Source organism: Bacillus sp. Root920 (assembly GCF_001429445.1).
GTDB classification, from domain to species: domain Bacteria; phylum Bacillota; class Bacilli; order Bacillales; family Bacillaceae; genus Bacillus; species Bacillus safensis.
In genome coordinates this window covers 1-22,506 of sequence record NZ_LMJV01000010.1, presented here as the reverse complement: position 1 = coordinate 22,506, position 22,506 = coordinate 1, and the positions used below count along the sequence as shown (strand labels likewise).

At 42.5% G+C, this 22,506-nt stretch carries 22 protein-coding genes and 2 other annotated features; of the genes, 19 read left to right on the top strand and 3 right to left on the bottom strand.

Annotated elements, in window-relative coordinates; translation table 11 throughout:
• The first annotated feature begins 25 nt into the window (after window positions 1-25).
• The 6 genes from ASE42_RS16210 (at window position 26) to ASE42_RS16185 (ending at window position 6,968) form a co-directional block, all read left to right on the top strand.
• Window positions 26-1,450: a replication initiation and membrane attachment family protein gene (locus ASE42_RS16210; protein ID WP_056768328.1), complete on the top strand. Its 1,425-nt coding sequence runs from the start codon at window positions 26-28 to the stop codon at window positions 1,448-1,450.
• 16 nt (window positions 1,451-1,466) lie between these two features.
• Entirely contained in the window at window positions 1,467-2,396 is a 930-nt protein-coding gene (gene dnaI / locus ASE42_RS16205; protein WP_056768137.1) for a primosomal protein DnaI, read from the top strand.
• Between the two features lie 33 nt (window positions 2,397-2,429).
• Window positions 2,430-3,068, top strand: a complete 639-nt coding sequence (locus ASE42_RS16200; RefSeq protein ID WP_025092250.1) for a TVP38/TMEM64 family protein — start codon at window positions 2,430-2,432, stop codon at window positions 3,066-3,068.
• Window positions 3,069-3,128: 60 nt separating this feature from the next.
• On the top strand, window positions 3,129-3,998 hold the full coding sequence (gene ytxC / locus ASE42_RS16195; protein ID WP_024425712.1) for a putative sporulation protein YtxC: 870 nt from the start codon (window positions 3,129-3,131) through the stop codon (window positions 3,996-3,998).
• Between the two features lie 43 nt (window positions 3,999-4,041).
• Window positions 4,042-4,289 (top strand) — a binding site (T-box leader).
• Between the two features lie 45 nt (window positions 4,290-4,334).
• Complete coding sequence (gene thrS, locus ASE42_RS16190) at window positions 4,335-6,275, top strand: threonine--tRNA ligase (RefSeq protein WP_024426134.1); 1,941 nt, start codon at window positions 4,335-4,337, stop codon at window positions 6,273-6,275.
• A 156-nt stretch (window positions 6,276-6,431) separates the two neighbouring features.
• The gene (locus tag ASE42_RS16185) at window positions 6,432-6,968 is read left to right on the top strand and encodes a PAS domain-containing protein (protein WP_056768125.1); all 537 of its coding nucleotides are present in this window, start codon (window positions 6,432-6,434) and stop codon (window positions 6,966-6,968) included.
• Between the two features lie 51 nt (window positions 6,969-7,019).
• On the opposite strand, the gene ASE42_RS16180 is transcribed toward ASE42_RS16185, so the two are convergent.
• Window positions 7,020-7,799 (bottom strand): HAD family hydrolase, encoded by a 780-nt coding sequence (locus ASE42_RS16180; protein ID WP_056768122.1) that lies wholly within the window; start codon window positions 7,797-7,799, stop codon window positions 7,020-7,022.
• A gap of 176 nt (window positions 7,800-7,975) precedes the next feature.
• Here ASE42_RS16180 and ASE42_RS16175 point away from each other — a divergent pair, with 176 nt between their 5' ends.
• The 8 genes from ASE42_RS16175 (at window position 7,976) to ASE42_RS16140 (ending at window position 13,548) form a co-directional block, all read left to right on the top strand.
• Window positions 7,976-9,733 carry a sensor histidine kinase gene (locus ASE42_RS16175; protein WP_056768119.1) on the top strand — a complete coding sequence of 586 codons (1,758 nt, stop codon included), beginning with the start codon at window positions 7,976-7,978 and terminating at the stop codon, window positions 9,731-9,733.
• The gene (locus ASE42_RS16170) at window positions 9,730-10,467 is read left to right on the top strand and encodes a LytR/AlgR family response regulator transcription factor (RefSeq protein WP_056768115.1); all 738 of its coding nucleotides are present in this window, start codon (window positions 9,730-9,732) and stop codon (window positions 10,465-10,467) included. Before ASE42_RS16175 ends, ASE42_RS16170 begins: the two co-directional genes overlap by 4 nt.
• Before the next feature lie 136 nt (window positions 10,468-10,603).
• On the top strand, window positions 10,604-11,047 hold the full coding sequence (gene lrgA / locus ASE42_RS16165) for an antiholin-like murein hydrolase modulator LrgA (protein WP_056768112.1): 444 nt from the start codon (window positions 10,604-10,606) through the stop codon (window positions 11,045-11,047).
• A gap of 14 nt (window positions 11,048-11,061) precedes the next feature.
• Complete coding sequence (gene lrgB / locus ASE42_RS16160; RefSeq protein WP_024425719.1) at window positions 11,062-11,757, top strand: antiholin-like protein LrgB; 696 nt, start codon at window positions 11,062-11,064, stop codon at window positions 11,755-11,757.
• A gap of 127 nt (window positions 11,758-11,884) precedes the next feature.
• Window positions 11,885-12,016, top strand: a sequence feature (ribosomal protein L20 leader region).
• A 71-nt stretch (window positions 12,017-12,087) separates the two neighbouring features.
• Window positions 12,088-12,603 carry a translation initiation factor IF-3 gene (infC, locus tag ASE42_RS16155; protein WP_024425720.1) on the top strand — a complete coding sequence of 172 codons (516 nt, stop codon included), beginning with the start codon at window positions 12,088-12,090 and terminating at the stop codon, window positions 12,601-12,603.
• A 24-nt stretch (window positions 12,604-12,627) separates the two neighbouring features.
• On the top strand, window positions 12,628-12,828 hold the full coding sequence (gene rpmI / locus ASE42_RS16150) for a 50S ribosomal protein L35 (RefSeq protein ID WP_003216324.1): 201 nt from the start codon (window positions 12,628-12,630) through the stop codon (window positions 12,826-12,828).
• A gap of 31 nt (window positions 12,829-12,859) precedes the next feature.
• Entirely contained in the window at window positions 12,860-13,219 is a 360-nt protein-coding gene (gene rplT / locus ASE42_RS16145; protein WP_003216409.1) for a 50S ribosomal protein L20, read from the top strand.
• A gap of 62 nt (window positions 13,220-13,281) precedes the next feature.
• On the top strand, window positions 13,282-13,548 hold the full coding sequence (locus ASE42_RS16140) for a DUF1294 domain-containing protein (protein WP_024426128.1): 267 nt from the start codon (window positions 13,282-13,284) through the stop codon (window positions 13,546-13,548).
• A 17-nt stretch (window positions 13,549-13,565) separates the two neighbouring features.
• Here ASE42_RS16140 and ASE42_RS16135 read toward each other — a convergent pair whose 3' ends face one another.
• On the bottom strand, window positions 13,566-13,970 hold the full coding sequence (locus ASE42_RS16135; protein WP_024425722.1) for a hypothetical protein: 405 nt from the start codon (window positions 13,968-13,970) through the stop codon (window positions 13,566-13,568).
• 179 nt (window positions 13,971-14,149) lie between these two features.
• On the opposite strand from ASE42_RS16135, the gene ASE42_RS16130 reads away from it, so the two are divergent.
• Both ASE42_RS16130 and cstA read left to right on the top strand, forming a co-directional pair.
• Complete coding sequence (locus ASE42_RS16130; protein ID WP_024425723.1) at window positions 14,150-15,238, top strand: M42 family metallopeptidase; 1,089 nt, start codon at window positions 14,150-14,152, stop codon at window positions 15,236-15,238.
• Window positions 15,239-15,584: 346 nt separating this feature from the next.
• Complete coding sequence (gene cstA / locus ASE42_RS16125; RefSeq protein ID WP_024425724.1) at window positions 15,585-17,381, top strand: carbon starvation protein CstA; 1,797 nt, start codon at window positions 15,585-15,587, stop codon at window positions 17,379-17,381.
• Window positions 17,382-17,424: 43 nt separating this feature from the next.
• Here the strand turns inward: cstA and sspI are convergent, their stop codons facing one another.
• A complete protein-coding gene (gene sspI / locus ASE42_RS16120) occupies window positions 17,425-17,646 on the bottom strand; it encodes a small acid-soluble spore protein SspI (RefSeq protein WP_024425725.1) in 222 nt (73 codons plus the stop codon).
• Between the two features lie 113 nt (window positions 17,647-17,759).
• Here sspI and ASE42_RS16115 point away from each other — a divergent pair, with 113 nt between their 5' ends.
• The 3 genes from ASE42_RS16115 to pheT all read left to right on the top strand — a co-directional run bounded on the left by ASE42_RS16115 (window position 17,760) and on the right by pheT (window position 22,344).
• Window positions 17,760-18,503 carry a TrmH family RNA methyltransferase gene (locus ASE42_RS16115; RefSeq protein ID WP_056768110.1) on the top strand — a complete coding sequence of 248 codons (744 nt, stop codon included), beginning with the start codon at window positions 17,760-17,762 and terminating at the stop codon, window positions 18,501-18,503.
• A gap of 376 nt (window positions 18,504-18,879) precedes the next feature.
• Window positions 18,880-19,914 (top strand): phenylalanine--tRNA ligase subunit alpha, encoded by a 1,035-nt coding sequence (gene pheS / locus ASE42_RS16110; RefSeq protein WP_034624184.1) that lies wholly within the window; start codon window positions 18,880-18,882, stop codon window positions 19,912-19,914.
• Between the two features lie 15 nt (window positions 19,915-19,929).
• Window positions 19,930-22,344 (top strand): phenylalanine--tRNA ligase subunit beta, encoded by a 2,415-nt coding sequence (pheT, locus tag ASE42_RS16105; RefSeq protein ID WP_056768108.1) that lies wholly within the window; start codon window positions 19,930-19,932, stop codon window positions 22,342-22,344.
• The last annotated feature ends 162 nt before the right edge of the window (window positions 22,345-22,506 follow it).

Here is a 22,506-nt window from a genome sequence, read left to right as displayed (position 1 = left end):
CGCAATTCATGGGGAGGATCAGCATATGACAGAGCATTGGAAGGAAGTGCTAGCCGTCGATCCGTATGTCGTCAAAAGCGCTTCATTGCTCGGTGACATCGATAGACAGCTCATCACTCTTTTATATCAGCCGCTTATTGGCATGTCCGCTTTCAGCTTATACATGACGCTGTGGGGTGAGCTGGAACAAAATCGTATGTGGGGGAAACCTGCACCTCATCGGCAGCTCATGGTCATGCTGCAGACGAATTTAAATGATATTTTTGAGGAACGTTTAAAGCTTGAAGCGATCGGCTTACTCCGCACATATGAACAGGAAACGGAAGAAGGCAGACTGTTTACATATGAGCTTGTACCGCCGCTAAGACCGGATGAGTTTTTCCAAGATGGTATGCTGAATGTTTTGCTGTACCATCGTGTAGAGAAAGCAAAATATATGCAGCTGCGTGATTATTTCTCTTATCCAGGTGTTCCTGCAGAAGCAAAGAACATTTCACGGTCGTTTGAAGAAGTCTTTCACGTATTGCAGCCAGGCGAGCGCAAGATGACAGAAGAAATTCATCAGGCGTCATCGCTTGAGCAAGGCTATGAATATGTGACCGTTGGATCGAGTCAGCCGGCACCGCTCTCAGACGAATCCTTTGATTTCGATCTATTATTAGCCGGTATGTCTGACATGATGATTCCAAGGAAGGCTTTGACAAAGCAGGTAAAAGAAACAATTAAGAAGTTAGCTGTTGTATACGGCATCACCCCGCTTCAAATGCAAAATATTGTAGCAGGTGCATGCGGTTCTGATCAAATGATCTCAACAGAAGAGCTGAGAAAAGCAGCAAGAGACTGGTACCAAATTGAATACAGAGGCGAACAGCCAAAGCTGATTGATCAAAAACAGCCAAGACACTTGCGCCAAGATGCTTCAAAGACGCCGGCGGCTGATACTCCAGATGCAAAATTGATTGAAAAACTGGATCATATTTCGCCTAGAGAGCTGCTAAAAGACATGGCAGATGGCATTGAGCCAACGTATGCCGACTTAAGAATTGTCGAAGATATCATGCTCGAGCAGCAGCTAGAGCCAGGTGTCATGAATGTTCTCATCTACTATACATTACTTAAAACAGATATGAAGCTGTCAAAAACATATATGCAAAAAATCGCCGCTCATTGGGTGAGAAAGAAAATCAAAACCGTAGCAGCTGCCATGAAAATTGCCAAAGAAGAGAACAGACAAATGACAGAGTGGGCGCAGCAGAAAAAGCAGCGCAGCCCATATGGTACAGGAAAAGTTGTCCGGGAAGAGAAACTGCCTGACTGGATGAAAGAAACTGAAACAAAAGAACAGCCGGCAAAAGAGCAAACGGACAATCTGTCTACAGAAGACCTCGAACGAGAAAAAGAAAAACTGTTAGATCAGTTTAAAAATATGAAAAAGTACAATGCACATTAAGGTGAGGTGAGATGGGATGAAACCGATCGGTCGTTCATTTGAACAGCTAAAAGGACGAGTAGATTTTCGCGTGAGATACAATCAGATTAAAGAAAGTGTGTTATCTGATGAAGATGTGAAGGCTTTTTTACAGAAGCATCAAGAAGAGATACATGAAGACATGATCAATCGCAGCTTGAACCGGCTCTTTGAATATGTGCAGCAGTCGAAGGGCTGCTCTTACTGCTTAGATGACGAAGACGTTAATGCGATTTTAGATGGGTATCACCCGAAGCTTGTGATCAAAGGTCAGAGTATTGATATTGAATATTCTCCTTGCCCAGTCAAGCTGCGGCTCGATAGACAGAAGAAACAGCAAGAGCTGATGAAAAGCATGTATATTCCGCAAAATGTCCTTCAAGCGACGTTCGCTGATCTGAACGTTGTGGGAAGACAAGAGGTCATTCAAAAAGTAGGTCAATTCCTCCAAAGCTATGATGAGACTGGAAAAGGAAAAGGCTTGTATTTACACGGAAAGTTTGGAGTAGGAAAAACGTATATACTAGCAGCTATTGCGCAGCAGCTAGCGGAGAAAGAATACCCATCTCTCCTTGTTTACGTGCCTGAATTTGTAAGAGAGTTAAAAAATTCATTAGCCGATCATACGCTAGAAGAAAAGCTGAATATGGTCAAGTCCACTCCTATTTTAATGCTTGATGATATTGGGGCAGAATCGATGACAAGCTGGGTGCGGGATGAACTGCTCGGTACGATCTTACAATACCGTATGGCAGAGCAGCTGCCGACATTTTTCTCTTCTAATTTCTCACCAAACGAGCTGAAGCATCACTTTACGTACTCACAGCGGGGAGAAAAAGAAGAGGTCAAAGCCGCTCGTTTAATGGAACGGATTCTCTATTTAGCAGAGCCAGTGTTGCTCGAAGGAGAAAACCGCCGTCATTTATAAAAGCGTATGTCACCTGAAGGAGGAGCAAATGAAATGAACAAAAGAAAATGGCTGCTTTTTCTTGGGATTGGCATTCTTGCTGCTGCGCTGTGGTGGCTGAATAAACAGCATCTTCAGCTGGCGCCGAAAGATGTGAAGAATTGGGTGCTTCAATTTGGGATGCTGGCTCCCTTTGTTTTTCTTTTCTTATCTCTTTTCCGCCCGTTTGTTCTTGTTCCGATTACGGTCTTTTCTTTGGCGGCAGGTTTGGCATTCGGCAGTGTCCTTGGGACGATTTATGCCCTCATTGGAGCGACAGCCGGGGCAACAGGCTCTTTCATGATTGCTTCAACCTTTCGTGCGAAAAAGAAGGAAACGGAATCAAACAGCCGAAAGCTGAAAGCGGTGACGTCCCGCATTCAGGAGCATGGATTTCTTTATATTTTGTTATTGCGTATTGCACCGATTCATTTTGATTTTGTCAGCTATGCGGCAGCTGCTTCACGTGCAAATTATCGTGCATTTGTGACAGCCACCTTTTTAGGCTTAATACCGGGTACAATTGCGTTAAATGTTCTCGGCTCAAGCTTTGTCAGCGGCAATTATGCCGCCTTAGTGGTTGTTTGTTTGATTTATTTGATCTTTATCTCTGTTCCACTCATTTTAAAAAGAAAGATGCCTGATTTATTTTAGGCGTCTATTTTTTATGTTCCCCCCATATATATGTAACAGATGTCGTTAGGGGGGACAAACATGCTTGAAATAATCTTTGAAGATGAATATGATACCGCCGCTTTTTTACATCTTGCTGAACACTTAGACAGTCGGCATCACATGTCAATTCAACAAGGGAAAGACCGGCTTCTCATAGAGGCGAAGGAATCCGAAGAAGCACTTGAGCACATTGTGCGGCCATTATTGGTTCACTTTTTTTTGGAATGCAAAGAAAATGAGCGCATGCGCAGCATCCTTGAAAACACCTATTTGTTTAAAGATCCTGAAGAGCAGCACCAAATTCTTTCCATCGCACACAGTATCATGAACGGGGATTTAGATGATATTCCCGGCATTCAGCAAGACCCGTCAAGAGAAGCCCTTTTAAAAAAGGAGCTTGAGGCGATTTCTTTACAGCAAGGCGTTTTTTCAATTGGTTCATTTATGACATTTAGACTGTCAGAGTATGACCGAAGGCTGAAGAACTATGTTGAAGTGTCCATTGAAGAATACAAAATGGAGCAAGAGTATCAAAACTTCATTCAATCGCTTCGAGACTATGTGATGGCAAGAGAGCCTAGGCTCGAAAAAGTACATGTTGTGCATCAGGACCGCCTGGTGATTTGGGAATTTCGCTACGCTTCTGAGCGTGATCAAAAACAATACATAGACAGACAGTTTGTAAGAGAGCATCCAATGTATATTGATTCGCAGCTGATTGCACCGCTTGTCTCCATTGCACCGCAAAAAATTGACCTATTTACAAATGATACAGGTCACTCGATGGTGCAAACCATTCAAAATATTTTTCAAGAAAGGGTCGAGGTGTTCCCGTCTCATTCATTCCAAGAGCAGAATGTTCAATTTGTACATGCTCATTTCAACAAGAAAAGTGAAAAGCTTTCTTGATTTTCACGAAAAAACGTTTTATAATACGGTGTAACTTCATACAGAGACCGTATTGATAAGGACATGAACAAATGAACACCCGCTTAAAGAGAGGGAAGCCGCGGCTGAAAGCTTCCTAGCAGAGGACCATTTGCTTTACCACCTTTGAACATCAGCTGTGAACTTTTTAGTAATGGCTGACGGGAATTCCCGTTATCGAACCGCAAGCCGTATTTGCTTATGAAAAAGCAAGCTGCAAATACGGGAAAAAGGGTGGAACCACGATTCCGTTTATTCAACCTCGTCCCTTTCCAGGGGGCGGGGTTTTTATATTGCCAAAAAAAGGAGTGACCAGAGATGTCAGAACAAATTCAACTTACATTTCCAGATGGAGCAGTCAAGGAGTTTGACAAAACAGCTACAACAGAAGACATCGCGGCATCAATTAGCCCGGGCCTAAAGAAAAAAGCACTTGCCGGTAAATTGAACGGTAAAGAAATAGATCTGCGTACGCCGCTATTAGAAAGTGGAACAATCGAGATCATCACAGATAAAAGTGAAGAAGCACTCGACATTATGCGCCACAGCACAGCTCATTTGCTAGCGCAGGCGATCAAACGTCTGTATGGAAAAGAGCATCACGTTCAGTTTGGCGTAGGTCCTGTCATCGAAAATGGCTTCTACTACGATGTAGACATCGATGTTGCCATCACACCTGAAGACTTACCAAAGATTGAAAAAGAAATGAAGAAAATCATTAACAGCAATTTGCCAATTGAGCGAATTGAAGTATCAAGAGAAGAAGCGAAAAAGCGCTTTGAAGCGATTGGTGATGAATTGAAGCTTGAGCTGTTAGAGGCGATTCCAGAAGGTGAAGCTGTGACGATTTATGAGCAGGGTGAATTCTTTGACCTCTGCCGCGGGATTCACTTGCCGTCTACAGGGAAAATCAAAGAATTTAAACTGTTAAGCCTTGCCGGTGCATACTGGAGAGGTGACAGTAACAACCAAATGCTTCAGCGTATTTACGGAACAGCTTTCTTCAGCAAAGAAGATTTAAATGAACACTTACGTCTGCTGGAAGAAGCGAAAGAACGCGATCACCGTAAGCTTGGAAAAGAGCTGAAACTGTTTGCGAATTCCCAAAAGGTTGGTCAAGGACTTCCGCTTTGGCTGCCAAAAGGCGCTACAATCCGCCGCGTCATTGAGCGTTACATTGTCGATAAAGAAGTGCGTCTTGGCTATGAACATGTGTACACACCAGTTCTTGCAAGTGTTGAATTGTATAAAACATCAGGACACTGGGCGCATTATCAAGAAGACATGTTCCCGGTAATGGAAATGGACAACGAAGATCTTGTTCTTCGTCCGATGAACTGTCCGCACCATATGATGATTTACAAAAACGAGCCGCACAGCTATCGCGAATTGCCAATTCGTATTGCAGAGCTTGGTACAATGCACCGCTATGAAATGTCAGGTGCCTTATCCGGCCTTCAGCGTGTTCGCGGTATGACATTAAACGATGCACACATCTTTGTTCGTCCAGATCAAATCAAAGACGAGTTCATCCGTACAGTTCGTTTAATTGAAGAAGTGTATCAAGACTTTGGCTTGAATGACTACACATTCCGCTTGTCTTATCGTGATCCAGAAGATACTGAGAAGTATTTCGATGACGATGCGATGTGGAATAAAGCACAATCGATGCTGAAGGATGCAATGGACGAGCTTGGTCACGACTACTATGAAGCAGAAGGCGAAGCGGCATTTTATGGGCCGAAGCTTGATGTACAAGTGAAGACAGCTCTTGGAAAAGAAGAGACATTATCCACTGTACAGCTTGATTTCTTACTTCCAGAACGCTTTGATCTCACATATATCGGAGAAGATGGAAAGCACCATCGTCCAGTCGTGATTCATAGAGGCGTTGTTTCTACAATGGAACGCTTCGTTGCCTTCTTAATTGAAGAATACAAAGGAGCCCTTCCAACATGGCTGGCACCTGTACAATTCCAAGTCATCCCAGTTTCACCGTCTGTTCATTTAGACTATGCGAAAAAAGTACAAGAACGTTTGCAGCTTGAAGGTCTTCGTGTAGAGCTTGACAGCCGCGATGAAAAAATTGGGTACAAAATTAGAGAAGCGCAAATGCAAAAGATTCCGTACATGCTTGTCGTCGGAGATCAAGAAGCAGAAAATGGCGCTGTCAATGTAAGAAAATACGGGGAACAAGATTCAGAAACAATGGATCTTGAAGCCTTTGTGAAACATGCAGTAGCAGAAGCAAAGAAATAATAAGCACAGCCAGTGATTCTCTTTAGATCACTGGCTTTTTCTTTTTGGAGAACATCTCCACTAGTGATCCAATTCCTAAAAAGAGACGTTTAGATAGTACAAAAGTAAGGGTAAGTATGTACTATTGGTTCGAGACAAATTGGGGGAATGAAAGCGATGATGCAAACAACAAACAATTTTTCGTCACATGTATTGGAGCAATCAGCTGTTCTTCGTGCATTAGAGCACTCGCTGGCAATGATTGAATTTAATGTGACAGGTGAAGTTCTATGGGTGAACGATATTTTTGCAAAAGCCATGGGATATTCTAAAGAAGAGATGATCGGTCTTAAACATAGACAGTTCTGTCCTCCACATATTATAGAACACACGAGCTATCACATGTTTTGGAAGCGTTTGAGAGAAGGTCAAGTCTTTCAGGAAAAAGTGCAGCGGATCACAAAAAATGGCAGCAGCTTATGGCTTGAAGCAACATATTCACCTGTTCAAGATGAAGAAGGAACTGTAGTGGGTGTTGTGAAAGTGGCAACAGATATTACGAAGAGAGAACACACAATGAAACAGGTTGTAGAAGACTTAACCGTGTTTACAAACCGGGATCTTGTAAAACAGGCAAGCGAAGAATTCATCATTGTAGGAGAAGCAGCACGCGGCTTAGACCGGCAAGCGCAAAATCTAGCAGCAATCATTTAGCTCTGAGAATACAAAAACACCCAATCTCGTGAGAGAAGGGTGTTTTTTGTTCTATTTTAATATATCAAACAATTCATGTAAGTCTTTGATTTCATAATCAGGCGTCACATCTGTTTCATTTTTCTTGCCATGGCGATTGATCCAAACGGTTTGGATGCCAACCCGAGATGCACCGAGAATATCTGTTTTCGGATTATCTCCAACCATGATCACTTCGTCTTTTGTTAAGTTTAACAGCTGAAGGCAGTGCTCAAAGATACCAGGATCGGGTTTGCCTTTTCCGTAATCTCCTGAAATCACAATTTCGTTAAAATAAGGGGCAAGCTCAGGAACACCTGCCAGTTTTTCCTTTTGAAGGCTAGGATCTCCATTTGTTAAAAGGAGCAATTCGTAGCTGCCTTTCAGGCGGTTTAATACAGGGTATGTTTCTTCATAGACATATGGGCGTTTTCTGCGTTCTGCTGCAAAGAAATCAGCCAAATATTGTCCAAATGCCTCATCGTCAATTCCCGCTGTCTTTAAGCCGTTGGTCCAAGCGTTTTTACGATACTCTGGTGCAATGGCGTTCAGCTTTTGAAAGCCTTCGCTAATCGGTTCACTAAAATTGGACCACAGTCCTTCGAAAGGATTAATGCCGATCATGACAGTATAATCATATGTTTCATAGGAAGAGTACAGCTTTCTTGCTTCTTCACGTACAATCTGTTCAAACGATTCTGGATCAAGTCCATATTTCTTTTCCGCTTCCTGGCAAGTTTCTTGAAAAGTTGTATGAATGCTTTTTTCGTCCCAAAGCAAAGTATCATCTAAATCGAAAAATACGGCTTTCATGATCTTCTCCCTTGTTATGTATGTGTTACCTTCAACTGCAAGTGACAGGCTCAAGTTCATTTTACAATAGAAGAAGGGGCCAATAAAGAAAAGATTTGAGAGATCTTTGATCATTGACCGCACATGATAGAATAGAAAGACAGTAGATATGACATACATCATTTGAGGTGGCCGGTTTGCTTCATTTAATTATCATGATGATCGAGCGTGTGGGGATCATCGTTATTTTAGGATTTGTGCTTGCTCATGTGAAGGGCTTTCGCAATCTATTGCTACATAATCAAGGGTTTCGGAAAAAGGCAATCCTTGTCTTCATTTTTGCTTCTTTTAGTATGATCAGCAATTACACAGGTATTGAAATCCAGCAGCAAATTGTCATGAATCATGAGTTTTCTTATCATCTCGGCTCGTCAAGCTCTATCGCCAATACGAGAATTATGGGGATCGAAATGGGTGGTTTGATCGGGGGGCCGTTTGTAGGGATTGGCGCAGGGCTTTTAGCTGGAATCCATCGCTATACCCTAGGGGGAAGCACCGCGCTCAGCTGTGCGATTTCTTCCATTTTAGCCGGTGTCATTGCAGGCTATGTCGGCAGCAGATTTAAGCGGAGGAATCGAATGGTCACACCTCGCCAAGCAGCTCTTTTTGGTGTAGCGATGGAATCATTACAGATGATCATTATCCTTCTGTTTGCAAGGCCATTTGCGGATGCATGGGGGCTTGTCAGTATCATCGCTTTGCCGATGATCTTTGTGAATGGAATCGGCAGCTTTATCTTTTTATCTATTTTACAGTCAGTCATTCGGCAAGAAGAGCAGGCAAAAGCGATGCAGACACATCGTGTATTTTCGATCGCCGATCAAACACTGCCTTTTTTCCGCCAAGGGTTAAATGAACAGTCATGTAAAAGTGTGGCGGAGATCATTCATCGGTTGACTGAAACAGATGCGGTCTCCTTAACAGACACAGAAAAGATTTTAGCGCATGTCGGAGATGGAACAGATCATCATATTCCATCTAAAAGCTTGATTACGGGGCTGTCGAAACAAGTATTGATGAGCGGCAAGATTATGAAAGCACATTCGAAGGACGAAATCAATTGTTCAGTCGCCCATTGCCCTCTTGAAGCCGCAATCGTGCTGCCGCTCACTTCTAACGGTCAAACGATTGGAACGTTAAAAATGTATTTCAATTCTCCGGTCGGATTAAGCAGGGTGGAAGAGGAGCTTGCAGAAGGTTTGGCGATGCTGTTTTCCACACAGCTTGAGCTTGGGGAGGCGGAAACCCAAAGCCGCCTCTTAAAAGATGCAGAGATCAAAGCACTTCAAGCACAAGTGAACCCGCACTTTTTATTTAACGCCATTAATACCATCTCTGTTTTATGCAGAACCAATGTGGAGATGGCAAGGAAGCTGCTGCTGCAGCTCAGTATTTATTTTCGTTCAAATATGCAAGGTGCCCGCCAGCTGCTGATTCCAATGCATAAAGAGATTCAGCATGTGGAGGCATATTTATCACTTGAACAAGCAAGGTTTCCAAATAAGTACCATGTGACCTTTCAAATTGAAAAGGAGCTGGAGCAGGTGATGATTCCGCCCTTTGTGCTTCAGGTGCTTGTTGAAAACGCAGTGAGACATGCTTTTCCTAAACATCAAACGAATTGTGAAGTCATCGTTTCCGCTTTGATGAAAGATGGGCATGTTTATATGAAAGTGACAGATAATGGACAGGGGATTGAAGATGATAAGATGGCTCAGCTATTAAAAGCGCCTGTCAAATCACTAGAAGGAACAGGGACAGCCCTTTTTAATTTAGATCAGCGGTTAAGAGGAATTTTTGGCAGACAAGCCGCTTTATCCATTCATAGTGACCAAGGCACTGACATCTCATTTCGCATTCCGATGGACTATGTAAAAAAGGATGATTCTCGTTGATGAAAGTATTAATCGTAGATGATGAAGTGTTAGCAAGAGATGAATTAAAATACTTATTACGAAGAACGAAAGAGGATGTTCAAATAGAGGAAGCAGAAAATATAGAATCTGCTTTTGACCGGATGGTCGACCATAAGCCGGATCTGCTCTTTTTAGACATTGATTTATCTGGTGAGAACGGATTTGATATTGCCAAAAGGCTCAACCGGATGTCTGATCCGCCAGCGGTTGTATTTGCGACAGCCTTTGATCAATATGCGCTGAAGGCGTTTGAGGTAAGTGCACTTGATTACTTAACAAAACCATTTGATGAAGAGCGGCTGCTCCAGACCATTCAAAAGTTTAAAAAATGGAAATCTGTTGAGACGAAAGAGCACCAGGTGTCAGATGAGAAAGCGCCCCGCCAGCAAAAATTAGCGATCTCAGTCGATGACTCAATTGTGATCCTGCAAGTTGAAGAGATCATGTATGTAGGACTCAGCGAGGGGAAAAAGGTCGTGAAAACAAAGAATCACATGTATGAGGTCTCAGAACCGCTTGTGGTCATTGAAAAGAAACTTCCTGAGGCTTACTTTATGAGGGTTCATCGCAGCTATATCGTGAATACCTCTCATATGAAAGAAGTCCAGCCGTGGTTTAATTCGACGTATAATCTGCATATGACAGACGGGTCCATCATTCCTGTCAGCCGTACATATGCGAAAGAATTAAAGAAGTCGCTCCTGCTAGAGTAGGAGGGCTTTTTTGTTTGTATTTCAATACTCGTTTTTTGCATTTCAGTCATTGAATCCAGCGAGTTTCATTGTAAACGCTTCATTTGTTTATTTCATGGCTTATACTGAGGGCAGTCGAAGAAAGAGGTGAAGGGGCATGAGTGCCACGAAAGTATATGGATTTCTATCTCAAGCATTTATTTTTGCAACCGTAATGTTCGTTTCTAATCTCATTTCAATGTATTTACCGATTCCGATGCCCGCATCCGTCATTGGTTTGGTTCTATTATTTGTTTTGTTAACAACGAAAATCGTCAAACTAGAGCAGGTGGAGCAATTAGGTACATCATTGACAGGACTCATTAGCTTTCTATTTGTTCCCTCTGGGATCTCCGTTATTCAATCATTAGGTGTCATGCAAGAAGTGGGTGTGCAAGTCGTCGGTGTCATTATCATTGCAACCATTATGCTACTTGCAGCGACAGGGCTGTTTTCGCAGCTTCTCATGCAATTATCAGAAAGACCGCAGAAACGTAAAGAGACAAAGGAGAGTAAATCTTCTCCTTCTCATTCAAATAAACCAGCTTCAAGTACGCATTAAAGGAGAGATGCAAAATGGGTACAAGTACGATGAGCCCTTATTTTGGCATTGTCGTCTCATTGGTCGCTTTTGGAATAGGGACATTCTTATTTAAAAAATCAAAAGGCTTCTTCTTGTTCACCCCGCTGTTTGTGGCGATGGTACTAGGCATTTTATTTTTGAAAGTTGGCGGTTTTTCCTACGCAGATTATAATGAGGGCGGCAAGATTATCAAATTTTTCTTAGAGCCCGCCACGATTGCTTTCGCTATCCCGCTTTATAAGCAGAGAGCCTTGCTTAAAAAATATTGGTGGCAAATTTTATCTGCTATTTTTGTAGGTTCACTTTGTTCTATTACGATCGTATATCTCGTAGCAAAAGGAATTCATTTAGATGCGGCTGTGATGAAAAGCATGCTTCCACAAGCAGCGACAACAGCGATTGCTCTTCCAATTGCAAAGGATATTGGCGGAATCGCAGATATCACAGCCTTTGCGGTCATATTTAATGCCGTCATTGTCTATGCACTAGGTGCCTTCTTCTTAAAATTGTTCCGCATTAAAAACCCAGTGGCAAAAGGTCTTGCACTTGGTACATCAGGACATGCGCTTGGGGTTTCTGTTGGAATTGAGATGGGAGAAGTAGAAGCAGCGATGGCAAGTATCGCCGTTGTGGTCGTAGGAGTTGTGACCGTTATCGTCATTCCAATCTTTATGCAGTTGATTCTTTGATGGCGCATGGTGTGAAAAAGTCTTGCCCAATTCGTCTCATCATGTTAAACTGAAAAAGTTGTTTCAAGAGTTCGGTTACTTGACGGACAAATGAAAATTGTGTAGAATAGTTAACGAATTGAATAGATATCACAAGCAGAAGCACCCGCTTCTCACCTGATTGACACATGTTTGTAGTTGACAGGTTGACCGTACATTTATTTTTTCATGCAAATGTTCGCAGTGTGGGTGTTTTATATGCCCACACTTTTTGTTTGCCTGTAAAACATACAACGAAATGGTCAAAATGAATTGTGAACTCAATTCAAAATCTCATGGAGGTGGCTCACTATTAGCAAAGATCAATTAGTTAATGAAGGTATTCGTGCGCGTGAAGTTCGTTTGATCGGACAAAATGGCGATCAGCTTGGGATTAAAACCCGCCAGGAAGCTCTGGAAATTGCTGCTAAAGCTAATCTTGACCTTGTGTTAGTTGCTGCAAATGCAAAACCACCTGTTTGCCGAATCATGGACTATGGTAAGTTCCGATTCGAACAGCAGAAGAAGGAAAAAGAGGCACGTAAGAATCAAAAAATCATTAGCTTAAAAGAAGTTCGGTTGAGCCCGACAATCGATGAACATGATTTTAACACGAAGCTCCGTAATGCAATCAAATTCCTTGAAAAGGGAGATAAAGTGAAAGCTTCTATCCGCTTTAAAGGCCGTGCGATTACGCATAAAGAAATCGGACAGCGCGTGTTAGACCGTTTCTCTGAAGCTTGCGCTGAAGTAGCAACAGTAGAAACAAAACCTAAGATGGACGGACGCAGCATGTTCCTCATGCTTGCACCAAAAGTCGAAAAGTAAAGTAACAGAGGGAGGAAACATCCAATGCCAAAAATGAAAACTCACCGCGGATCTGCTAAACGTTTCAAAAAAACAGGTTCTGGTAAACTTAAACGTTCTCATGCGTACACAAGTCACTTGTTCGCTAATAAATCTACAAAGCAAAAACGTAAATTGCGTAAGAGCGCAATCGTAAGTGCTGGAGATTTCAAACGTATCAAACAACAACTTGCAAACATCAAGTAATTTGGAATAGGAATCATAGGAGGGAATTACAATGCCAAGAGTAAAAGGCGGAACTGTGTCGCGTCAGCGTCGTAAAAAGGTTCTTAAATTAGCAAAAGGTTATTTCGGTTCAAAACATAGATTATACAAAGTAGCAAACCAACAGGTGATGAAATCTGGAAACTACGCTTTCCGTGACCGTCGTCAGAAAAAACGTGACTTCCGTAAACTATGGATCACTCGTATCAACGCTGCAGCTCGTATGAACGGTCTTTCTTACAGCCGTTTAATGCATGGCTTAAAGCTTTCTGGTATCGAAGTAAACCGCAAAATGCTTGCTGACCTTGCTGTGAATGACCTAAGCGCATTCAATCAGCTTGCTGATGCTGCAAAAGCACAACTAGACAAGTAAGTTTTATAAAAGATCATTCCTTCGAGGGGTGATCTTTTTTCTCATCATGTGAGGTGAAATGAATGAATATGGCTTTAATCCTGCTGCTTATTTTAGTGAATGGCTACGGCTTTTTTCTCATGGGTGAGGACAAACGCCGGGCCAAAGCACATAAATGGAGAATTTCAGAGGCGCATTTATGGAGTGCTGCGGTTCTTTTTGGCGCTGCCGGATCGTATCTAGGAATGCAGTATTTCCGTCATAAAACAAAGCATCCTGCCTTTCAAATCGGCATGCCTGTATTAATTATTTTGCAGTTGATCCTATTGGGATATATCCAAGTTATTTGAAAAAGGAGCAGACGCCATTAGGACGGCGTGTCTGCTCCTTTTTTTTGTTTGATTTTTTTAATAGGCTGATCCCAATCAATTTTTGTTTGAGGATAACGCTCGATAATGTTTTCCTCCAGTTTTTCAAAGTCTTCTAATGTAAATTCACTCAGCTTCTCAGGTGTCTCCGTCCAAACGTAAATGGAGTGGACAAACAGAGGATGATCCTTAGAAGGAACATGCTTCTCCCCTTCAAACAAGACACCTTTATAGACGAAATTAAAATTTTTGCGTGCATTTTGCTGTTCGTCCATAAAATAAAAGCCTTCTTTTAATTGTGCTTGTTTCAGCTTTCTTCTCGGATTTGAGAAGAATTTTACCGCCATGTAGAAGATGTAGACAAGCAGTGCAACAAGAGCTAGTCTCATGAGGATTACAAACATGACAGGATGCACCTCCAATACCGTTATCTGATGTACTACGAATGAAAACGCCAAAAGGTTTCAACTTTTTTTAAAAAAATATTTCGTAAAACGAAAAAATATTCATAAAAAGATCGTATTGAACGAAAGAGGTTTTGTATAATAAGAATGCACCATGAAGATAAAGGAGGATAAATGGAATGACAAAGCTCGATCAAACATTAACTATGCTGAAAGACCTAACGGATGCAAAAGGGATTCCAGGAAATGAACGTGATGTCAAAAAAGTCATGCAGACATACATAGAATCATATGCAGATGAAGTCTCTACAGACCGCCTTGGCAGCTTAATCGCTAAAAAGGAAGGAAACGCAAACGGACCTAAAATTATGCTCGCTGGTCACTTAGATGAAGTAGGATTCATGGTGACAAAAATTGATGACAAAGGCTACATTCGTTTTCAAACAGTCGGCGGCTGGTGGTCACAAGTCATGCTCGCCCAGCGTGTCACCATTGTGACGAAAAAGGGAGAGATCACAGGGGTAATTGGTTCAAAGCCACCACACGTCTTGTCACCTGAAGCTCGTAAAAAGTCAATTGAGATTACGGATATGTTTATTGATATTGGGGCGTCAAGCAAAGAACAGGCAATGGAGTGGGGCGTGCTGCCTGGAGATCAAATCGTTCCTTACTTTGAGTTTACAGTCATGAATGATGAAAAAATGCTCCTTGCAAAAGCATGGGACAACCGCATTGGCTGTGCAGTGGCCATTGATGTCATGAAAAACTTACACAATGCTCAGCATGAGAATATTGCTTACAGCGTCGCAACTGTCCAAGAGGAAGTAGGCCTGCGCGGAGCCAAAACAGCAGCGGCTACAATTCAGCCCGATATTGGATTTGCCATTGATGTAGGTGTAGCAGGAGATACACCAGGCATCACTGAGAAAGAAGCAACTAGCAAACTTGGCAAAGGCCCAACAATTGTTGTATTTGATGCTTCAATGGTCTCTCATAAAGGACTTCGTGATTTTGTTGTCCAAACAGCTGATGAGCTGAACATTCCTTATCAATATGACTCAATGCCTGGCGGCGGGACAGATGCTGGCGGTATTCATTTAACAGGTCATGGAGTTCCATCACTATCTATCGGGATTCCGAGCAGATATATTCATACCCATGCTGCAATGATTCACCGAGATGATTATGAAAATGCAGTGAAGCTTTTAACAGAAGTGATCAAAAGACTTGATCAAAAAACCGTTGAACAGATTACGTACGGTTCTTAAGGAAGAATGCCTTTCCTCAGTACAGGGGAAAGGCTTTTTTTATTGAATTTCCCAGGAAATGAACGGTGTGTTCAAGTTGAGCCAAAAGAACTGTTTTTGGTAAAAGAAGAGAGTGTTTCCTAGTGAATAAGGCACATGTGATCGAGCGTTTATTTTTGTAAGATGAAAGCAATAAAAAGGACAGAGCCATAGAATGCCCTGTCAAAAGAGAGTTTATGGAAGTAGGTGAAGCTACCTTAAGAATAAACACATTATTCTTATTTGTCAACTTGGTTTTAAAAGAAAGAAAAATCAATCAATTTATGTTATATTTGTAACAAATTGTTTATACAAAGGGGATGGTTAAATGAATGCGGTTACAATTGTAATAGGATCTATGTGTATTTTAGCGATTGCCTATCGTCTTTATGGCACATTTATGATGGTCAAGGTATTAAAGGTCACAGATGATCATCCTACACCGGCTCACACGCTAGAGGACGGGAAAGATTATGTGCCGACAAATAAATGGGTCACATTTGGGCATCACTTTGCTGCGATTGCAGCTGCTGGTCCGTTAGTGGGTCCGATTTTAGCCGCTCAATTTGGATATTTACCTGGTCTCCTTTGGCTTTTAATTGGTGCAGTCATAGGCGGAGCTGTACATGATCTAGTCGTCTTATTTGCGTCGATGCGAAAAAAGGGGAAATCATTATCAGAGGTAGCGAAGGAAGAGCTGGGACCTGTTGCCGGGTTTTGTACAGGGCTTGCGATGCTGTTTATTATTACCATCACAATGGCAGGTTTGTCTATGGTTGTGCTTCATGCTTTAGAACGTAACCCTTGGGGGACATTTGCAGTTGGAATCACGATTCCGATTGCAATGGGGGTTGGTCTGTATTATAAAAAAACAGGCAATTTAAAGCTGGCGACATCTGCGGGATTTATTTTGCTGATGTTTGGTGTATTCCTTGGGCCAAATATTCAAGGAACAGCACTAGGTGATTTTTTAACCCTTGATACAAAAACGCTTGCTCTTGCCTTGCCGATCTATGCCTTTTTTGCTGCGGCTCTGCCAGTTTGGCTGCTGCTTGCACCGAGGGACTATTTAAGTAGTTTTATGAAAATTGGTGTATTCATTGCGCTGATTGCCGGAATCTTTGTCGTGAATCCGTCCATTCAATTCCCGGCGTTTACAGAGTTTGTGAATGGAGGAGGACCTGTATTAGCTGGTCCTGTCTGGCCATTTATTTCGATTACCATTGCTTGCGGTGCCATTTCTGGTTTCCACGCATTTGTTGGTTCAGGGACAACACCTAAGATGCTGGACCGATGGAGTGATATGAAGCCTGTTGCGTTTGGCGCAATGCTTGTGGAATGCTTAGTTGGGATTATGGCTTTAATTGCGGCTACTGCCCTGCATCCAGGAGATTATTTTGCGATAAACAGTACGCCAGAAGTGTTTCGTACACTCGGTATGAGTGTCGAAAACCTTCCGCAGCTGAGTAAGGAAATCGGCCTCGACTTAGAAGGAAGAACGGGTGGTGCCGTGACATTGGCTGTAGGGATGGCGTATATCTTTACGGGGATTCCGTTCTTTAGTCATTTGGCTTCTTACTTCTTCCAGTTCGTCATTATGTTTGAGGCTGTCTTTATTTTAACTGCTATTGATGCGGGGACACGTGTGGCACGCTATTTGATTCAAGACTTCTTAGGCGAAGCATATAAACCGCTTAAACGAACTGACTGGGTACCTGGTTCGGTGTTTGCAAGTGCGCTTGCTTGTTTTATGTGGGGATACTTACTTTACTCAGGGGACATCGGGTCTATTTGGGCGCTGTTTGGGGTTTCAAACCAGTTAATGGCTTCGGTTGGGTTAATCATTGGGGCAACTGTTGTATTAAAAATTGCAGATAAAAGGCGATATATGCTCACTTGTTTAATTCCGCTTGCTTACTTATATGTGACGGTGAATTATGCAGGCTATTGGATGGTAGCGAATGTATATCTCAATCCTGAAGCATCTGGCTACAGCGTGCTGAATGCGGTGCTTTCGATCATCATGCTGATCTTAGGTTTTGTGATTATTGTGTTTGCGATAAAAAAATGGGTCGAAATCTGGCGTGATCCAGCGCTTCGAATGGAAACGCCTATCACTGGCTAAATGAAAAAGGCCGGCTTGCTTTTATAAGCAAACCGGCTTCTTTTTATTGCTGCTGCTGAGGCTTTAAGCCTTGTTCTAATGTTTCAAGGATCTCATTTTTCTCGTTTTCTGATGCTTCTTGCCATAGCACTTCGAACAACACGCCAAGGCCTGGCAGCATTTTTTCCTCGCCGCTTTGAATAGCATCTAAAATCGTATGTTCAAGCTGTTCTTGATTATGGCCAGTAATGTTTTGAATGACTGCGCCTCTTAAATTAAAATCCATTGCCCACACTCCTTTTTTGATGGTAATAGCCCTATTCTGTCTCAAAGACAGGTTTATTATGTAGTGTGCATGAGATATAATAAATTCATGATAATTAAAGGAGTTAACGTCGCTTGAAATATATAGAATCAGCTAAAAACACAAACATTAAACAGTGGAAGAAGCTCCATACGAAAAAAGAACGAACGAAAACGGGGCTGTTTCTCGTGGAGGGAATACATTTAGTCGAAGAAGCATTAAAGAGCGGGATCGTGAAGGAATTAATGGTCACCTCGCCCGATATGCTTCCTTCTCATATCCAGCCTGACATTGAGCTTTATGAACTGAGCGAAGAGGCCTTTTCTGCCATGACAGAAACAGAAACGCCTCAGCACATTGCCGCAGTCTGTACAGTTCCTGTTTTTGAAGAAAAGAAGGTTGAACGACTTCTTTTATTAGACGCAGTGCAGGACCCGGGGAATTTAGGCACACTCATTCGAACAGCAGATGCCGCTGGTCTTGATGCTGTGATCTTAGGAGAAGGAACAGTTGATGCGTTTAACGGAAAAACGCTCCGTTCGGCACAAGGGTCTCATTTTCACCTGCCTATCTTAAAGCAAACTCTTCAACAGGCGATCACGGAGCTGAAAGAACGAGGCATACCTGTATACGGAAGTGCCTTAAAAGATGCGAAAGAGTATAGAAGCGTAACGGCAGAAGGTCCGTTTGCATTAATTGTTGGAAATGAAGGAGCAGGTATTGATCCAGAGATTCTGCAAATGACAGACCAAAATTTATATGTGCCAATGTATGGGCAGGCAGAATCATTAAATGTAGCTGTTGCAGCCGCTGTTCTTGTTTATCATTTGCGTGGATAATGTTGCAACATGCGTTTATTTTCACTATAATAAAACTAATATTTTAAAAACCATGATAGAGGAAGATTGTTTCAAGAAGCGGCCTTTTAGGGAGAATGCATCGTAGACTGAAAGTGCATTTAAGGAATGCTGAAACAGGAATTCACCTCTGGAGTTGTCACCGGGACCGCAGGTTTTGCGTAAAGGTGAACCGGATTCGTTTGATTCCGTTATGTCAATGAAGCTTATTCGCACATGCATTTGTGCTTAACAAGGGTGGTACCGCGACCACAACTCGTCCCTTCTTTTATGGAGGAACGAGTTTTTTTATTGTCTTCAAACGATCAAACAGCCGTTTATCCGAGCGGTTTTGTATATCAAAAGGAGGATCACACTCATGCAAGAAACGTTAAAACAGCTTGAAACAGAGGCGATAGCAAAGGTTGAAGCAGCCAGCTCGCTCAAAGAGGTTAATGACATTCGTGTTCAATACTTAGGGAAAAAAGGGCCGATTACAGAAGTACTTCGCGGAATGGGCAAGCTTTCCGCAGAAGAAAGACCGAAAATGGGGGCACTCGCAAACGAAGTAAGAGAGCAGATTGCTAGTGCCATTGCTGAAAAAAATGAACAGCTCGAAGCAGAAGAAGTGAAGAAAAAACTTGCTTCTCAAACGATCGATGTTACTTTGCCGGCAAGTCCAATCAAAATGGGAGCAAGACATCCATTAACGATAGTTGTCGAAGATATTGAAGATTTATTTATCGGAATGGGCTATACCGTTGAGGAAGGTCCTGAAGTGGAAACGGATTATTATAACTTTGAAGCACTGAATCTCCCAAAGGAGCATCCGGCACGTGATATGCAGGACAGCTTCTATATTACCGAAGATACACTGATGAGAACACAAACATCACCAGTACAAGCACGTACACTTGAGAAATATAAAGGACAAGGTCCTGTGAAGATCATCTGTCCTGGGAAAGTATATAGACGTGACAGTGATGACGCGACTCATTCACATCAATTTATGCAAATTGAAGGGCTTGTCGTCGATCACAATATTAGCATGAGTGATCTAAAAGGAACGCTGGAGACAGTCGCAAGAAAAATGTTTGGGGAAGATCGTGAAATTAGACTGCGTCCAAGCTTTTTCCCATTCACAGAACCATCTGTCGAAGTCGATGTGTCTTGCTTTAAATGCGGCGGGAAGGGCTGCTCTGTATGTAAAGGAACAGGCTGGATTGAGATTTTAGGTGCAGGAATGGTTCATCCGAATGTCCTGAAAATGAGCGGATTTGATCCAGAAACTTACCAAGGCTTTGCTTTTGGAATGGGTGTGGAACGGATTGCAATGCTGAAATACGGCATTGATGATATTCGCCATTTCTACACAAATGACATTAGATTCACAAAGCAATTCAAGCAGGACTAAGAGGAGGAAATCAACATGTTTGTTTCATATAAATGGTTAGAAGACTATGTCGATTTAGAAGGCATCAAGCCGGATGAATTAGCAGAAAAAATCACAAGAAGCGGAATTGAAGTGGAAGCCGTTGAATATAAAGGCGAAGGCATCAAAGGAGTTGTCGTTGGACACGTCATTGAACGTGAACAGCATCCGAATGCGGATAAATTAAACAAATGTCTTGTTGATATCGGCGAAGACGCACCGGTGCAAATTATTTGCGGGGCGCCGAATGTGGAGAAAGGACAGTATGTGGCCGTCGCAACGGTTGGCGCAGTCCTTCCTGGCAACTTTAAAATTAAAAAAGCAAAACTGCGCGGTGAAGAGTCTCATGGCATGATTTGTTCTCTGCAAGAATTAGGCGTAGAGAGCAAGCTCGTACCAAAGGAATATGCAGAAGGCATCTTTGTTTTCCCGAATGACGTGAAACCAGGAGATGATGCCCTTCAAGCACTTCAATTAGATGATGCGGTACTTGAGCTTGGCTTAACACCAAACCGTGCCGATGCCCTGAATATGCTGGGTGTCGCTTATGAGGTTGCCGCCATTTTAGGGAGAGACATCAAGCTTCCTGATACAGCACATGACACTTCTTCCGAAAAAGCAGCAGACTATATTTCTGTTAAAATTGAGGATCAAGAAGCGAATCCACTTTATGCAGCGAAGATCATTAAAAATGTAAAGATTGGACCAGCTCCGCTTTGGATGCAAACAAGATTGATGAATGCAGGCATCCGTCCAATTAACAACGTCGTGGATATTACAAACTTTGTACTGCTTGAATACGGCCAGCCGCTTCATGCCTTTGATTATGACCGCTTTGGTTCAAAGCAGGTGGTCGTTCGTAAAGCGTCTGACAGCGAAATCATTCAAACACTCGATGAGCAAGAGCGTACATTATCATCAAAGCATCTTGTCATCACGAATGGAACGAAAGCGCACGCGGTAGCAGGCGTCATGGGCGGTTTTGAATCAGAGGTGCGTGATGAGACAACGACGATTCTTTTAGAAGCGGCATATTTCAACGGTCAAACAGTTCGTCAAGCATCTAGAGACTTAGGGCTTCGCAGTGAATCAAGCACACGATTTGAAAAAGGGCTCGATCCGCAGCGTACGAAGCCGGCAGCAGAAAGAGCAGCTCAATTGATCAGTATGTATGCAGGCGGTGAAGTGCTAAGTGGTACAGTTGAGGAAAATCACCTTGAGGCAAGTATGAATGTCATTCACGTATCAACTGAGCGTGTGAACAAGGTGCTTGGAATGAGCATTTCAAAAGAAGATATGATTCAGATTTTCAACAAACTAGGCTTTACAGTAGGCGAATCAAATGATGTTCTTGTCGTAACGGTTCCTTCCCGCAGAATGGATATTACGATTGAAGAAGACCTCATTGAAGAAGTTGCAAGATTATATGGCTACGATAATATTCCATCTACACTGCCTGCGACAGCCGGCACTGTTGGCGGTCTCACACCATACCAAGTAAAGCGGAGAAAGGTCAGACGTTTCTTAGAGGGCGCAGGACTTTCTCAAGCGATTACGTATTCATTGACGAATCAGCATAAGTCCACAGCTTTTGCCCTGCATCCAGCTTATAAAACGAGACTTTCTCTGCCAATGAGTGAGGAACGCAGTGTGCTAAGACAAAGTCTTCTGCCAAACTTACTTGATTCTGTAGCATATAACTTGGCAAGACAAGCTGATTCATTCGGATTTTATGAAACGGGCTCAGTTTTCTTAGCAGAAGCTGAAGGGGCAAAACCAGTGGAAAAAGAACATGTCGCTGGTGCGCTGACAGGCTTATGGCATAAAAATCTTTGGCAGGGCGAGAAAAAAGCTGTCGACTTTTATGTAGCGAAAGGAATTGCTGAAGGATTGTTTGAAAAGCTTGGTGTGTCAGACCAAATCACATATGTTCAAGCAGAGCGTGAGGGTCTTCACCCAGGGCGAACAGCAGATGTTCACTTAAATGGTCAAGTCATTGGCTTTGTTGCCGCACTGCATCCAGTCGTTGAAAAAGAATTGGATTTAAAAGAAACGTATGTGTTCGAGTTTGATTTAACAGATGTGATGACGTCTGAAACGAAGGATATGAAATATACAGCGATTCCGAGATTCCCTGCTGTGACAAGAGATATTGCACTTGTTGTCGATCAGCATATCTCAAGCGGACAGCTGGAGCGAGTCATCTATGAAGCAGGCGGTTCATTACTCACAGACCTATCTGTATTTGATGTATATGAAGGGGAACATATGGAAGAAGGCAAAAAATCTGTTGCATTCTCACTTCAATATTTAAACCCTGAACAAACGTTGACCGAGGAAGAAGTCACAGCTGTTCATACAAAAGTATTGAAAGCACTAGAAGATACGTATCAAGCCGTCTTACGCGGTTAAAGAAAAAAGCTAGGGCCTCAGGGACTGACCCCCGTTTTTGAGACAGGGATCAAAACACCTTTATACAGCCAATTGCCGATAGTTGATCGGTGATTGGTTGTTTAGTTTTGTTTGAATACCGATAGTTGATCGGTGATTGGTTGTTTAGTTTTGTTTGAATAC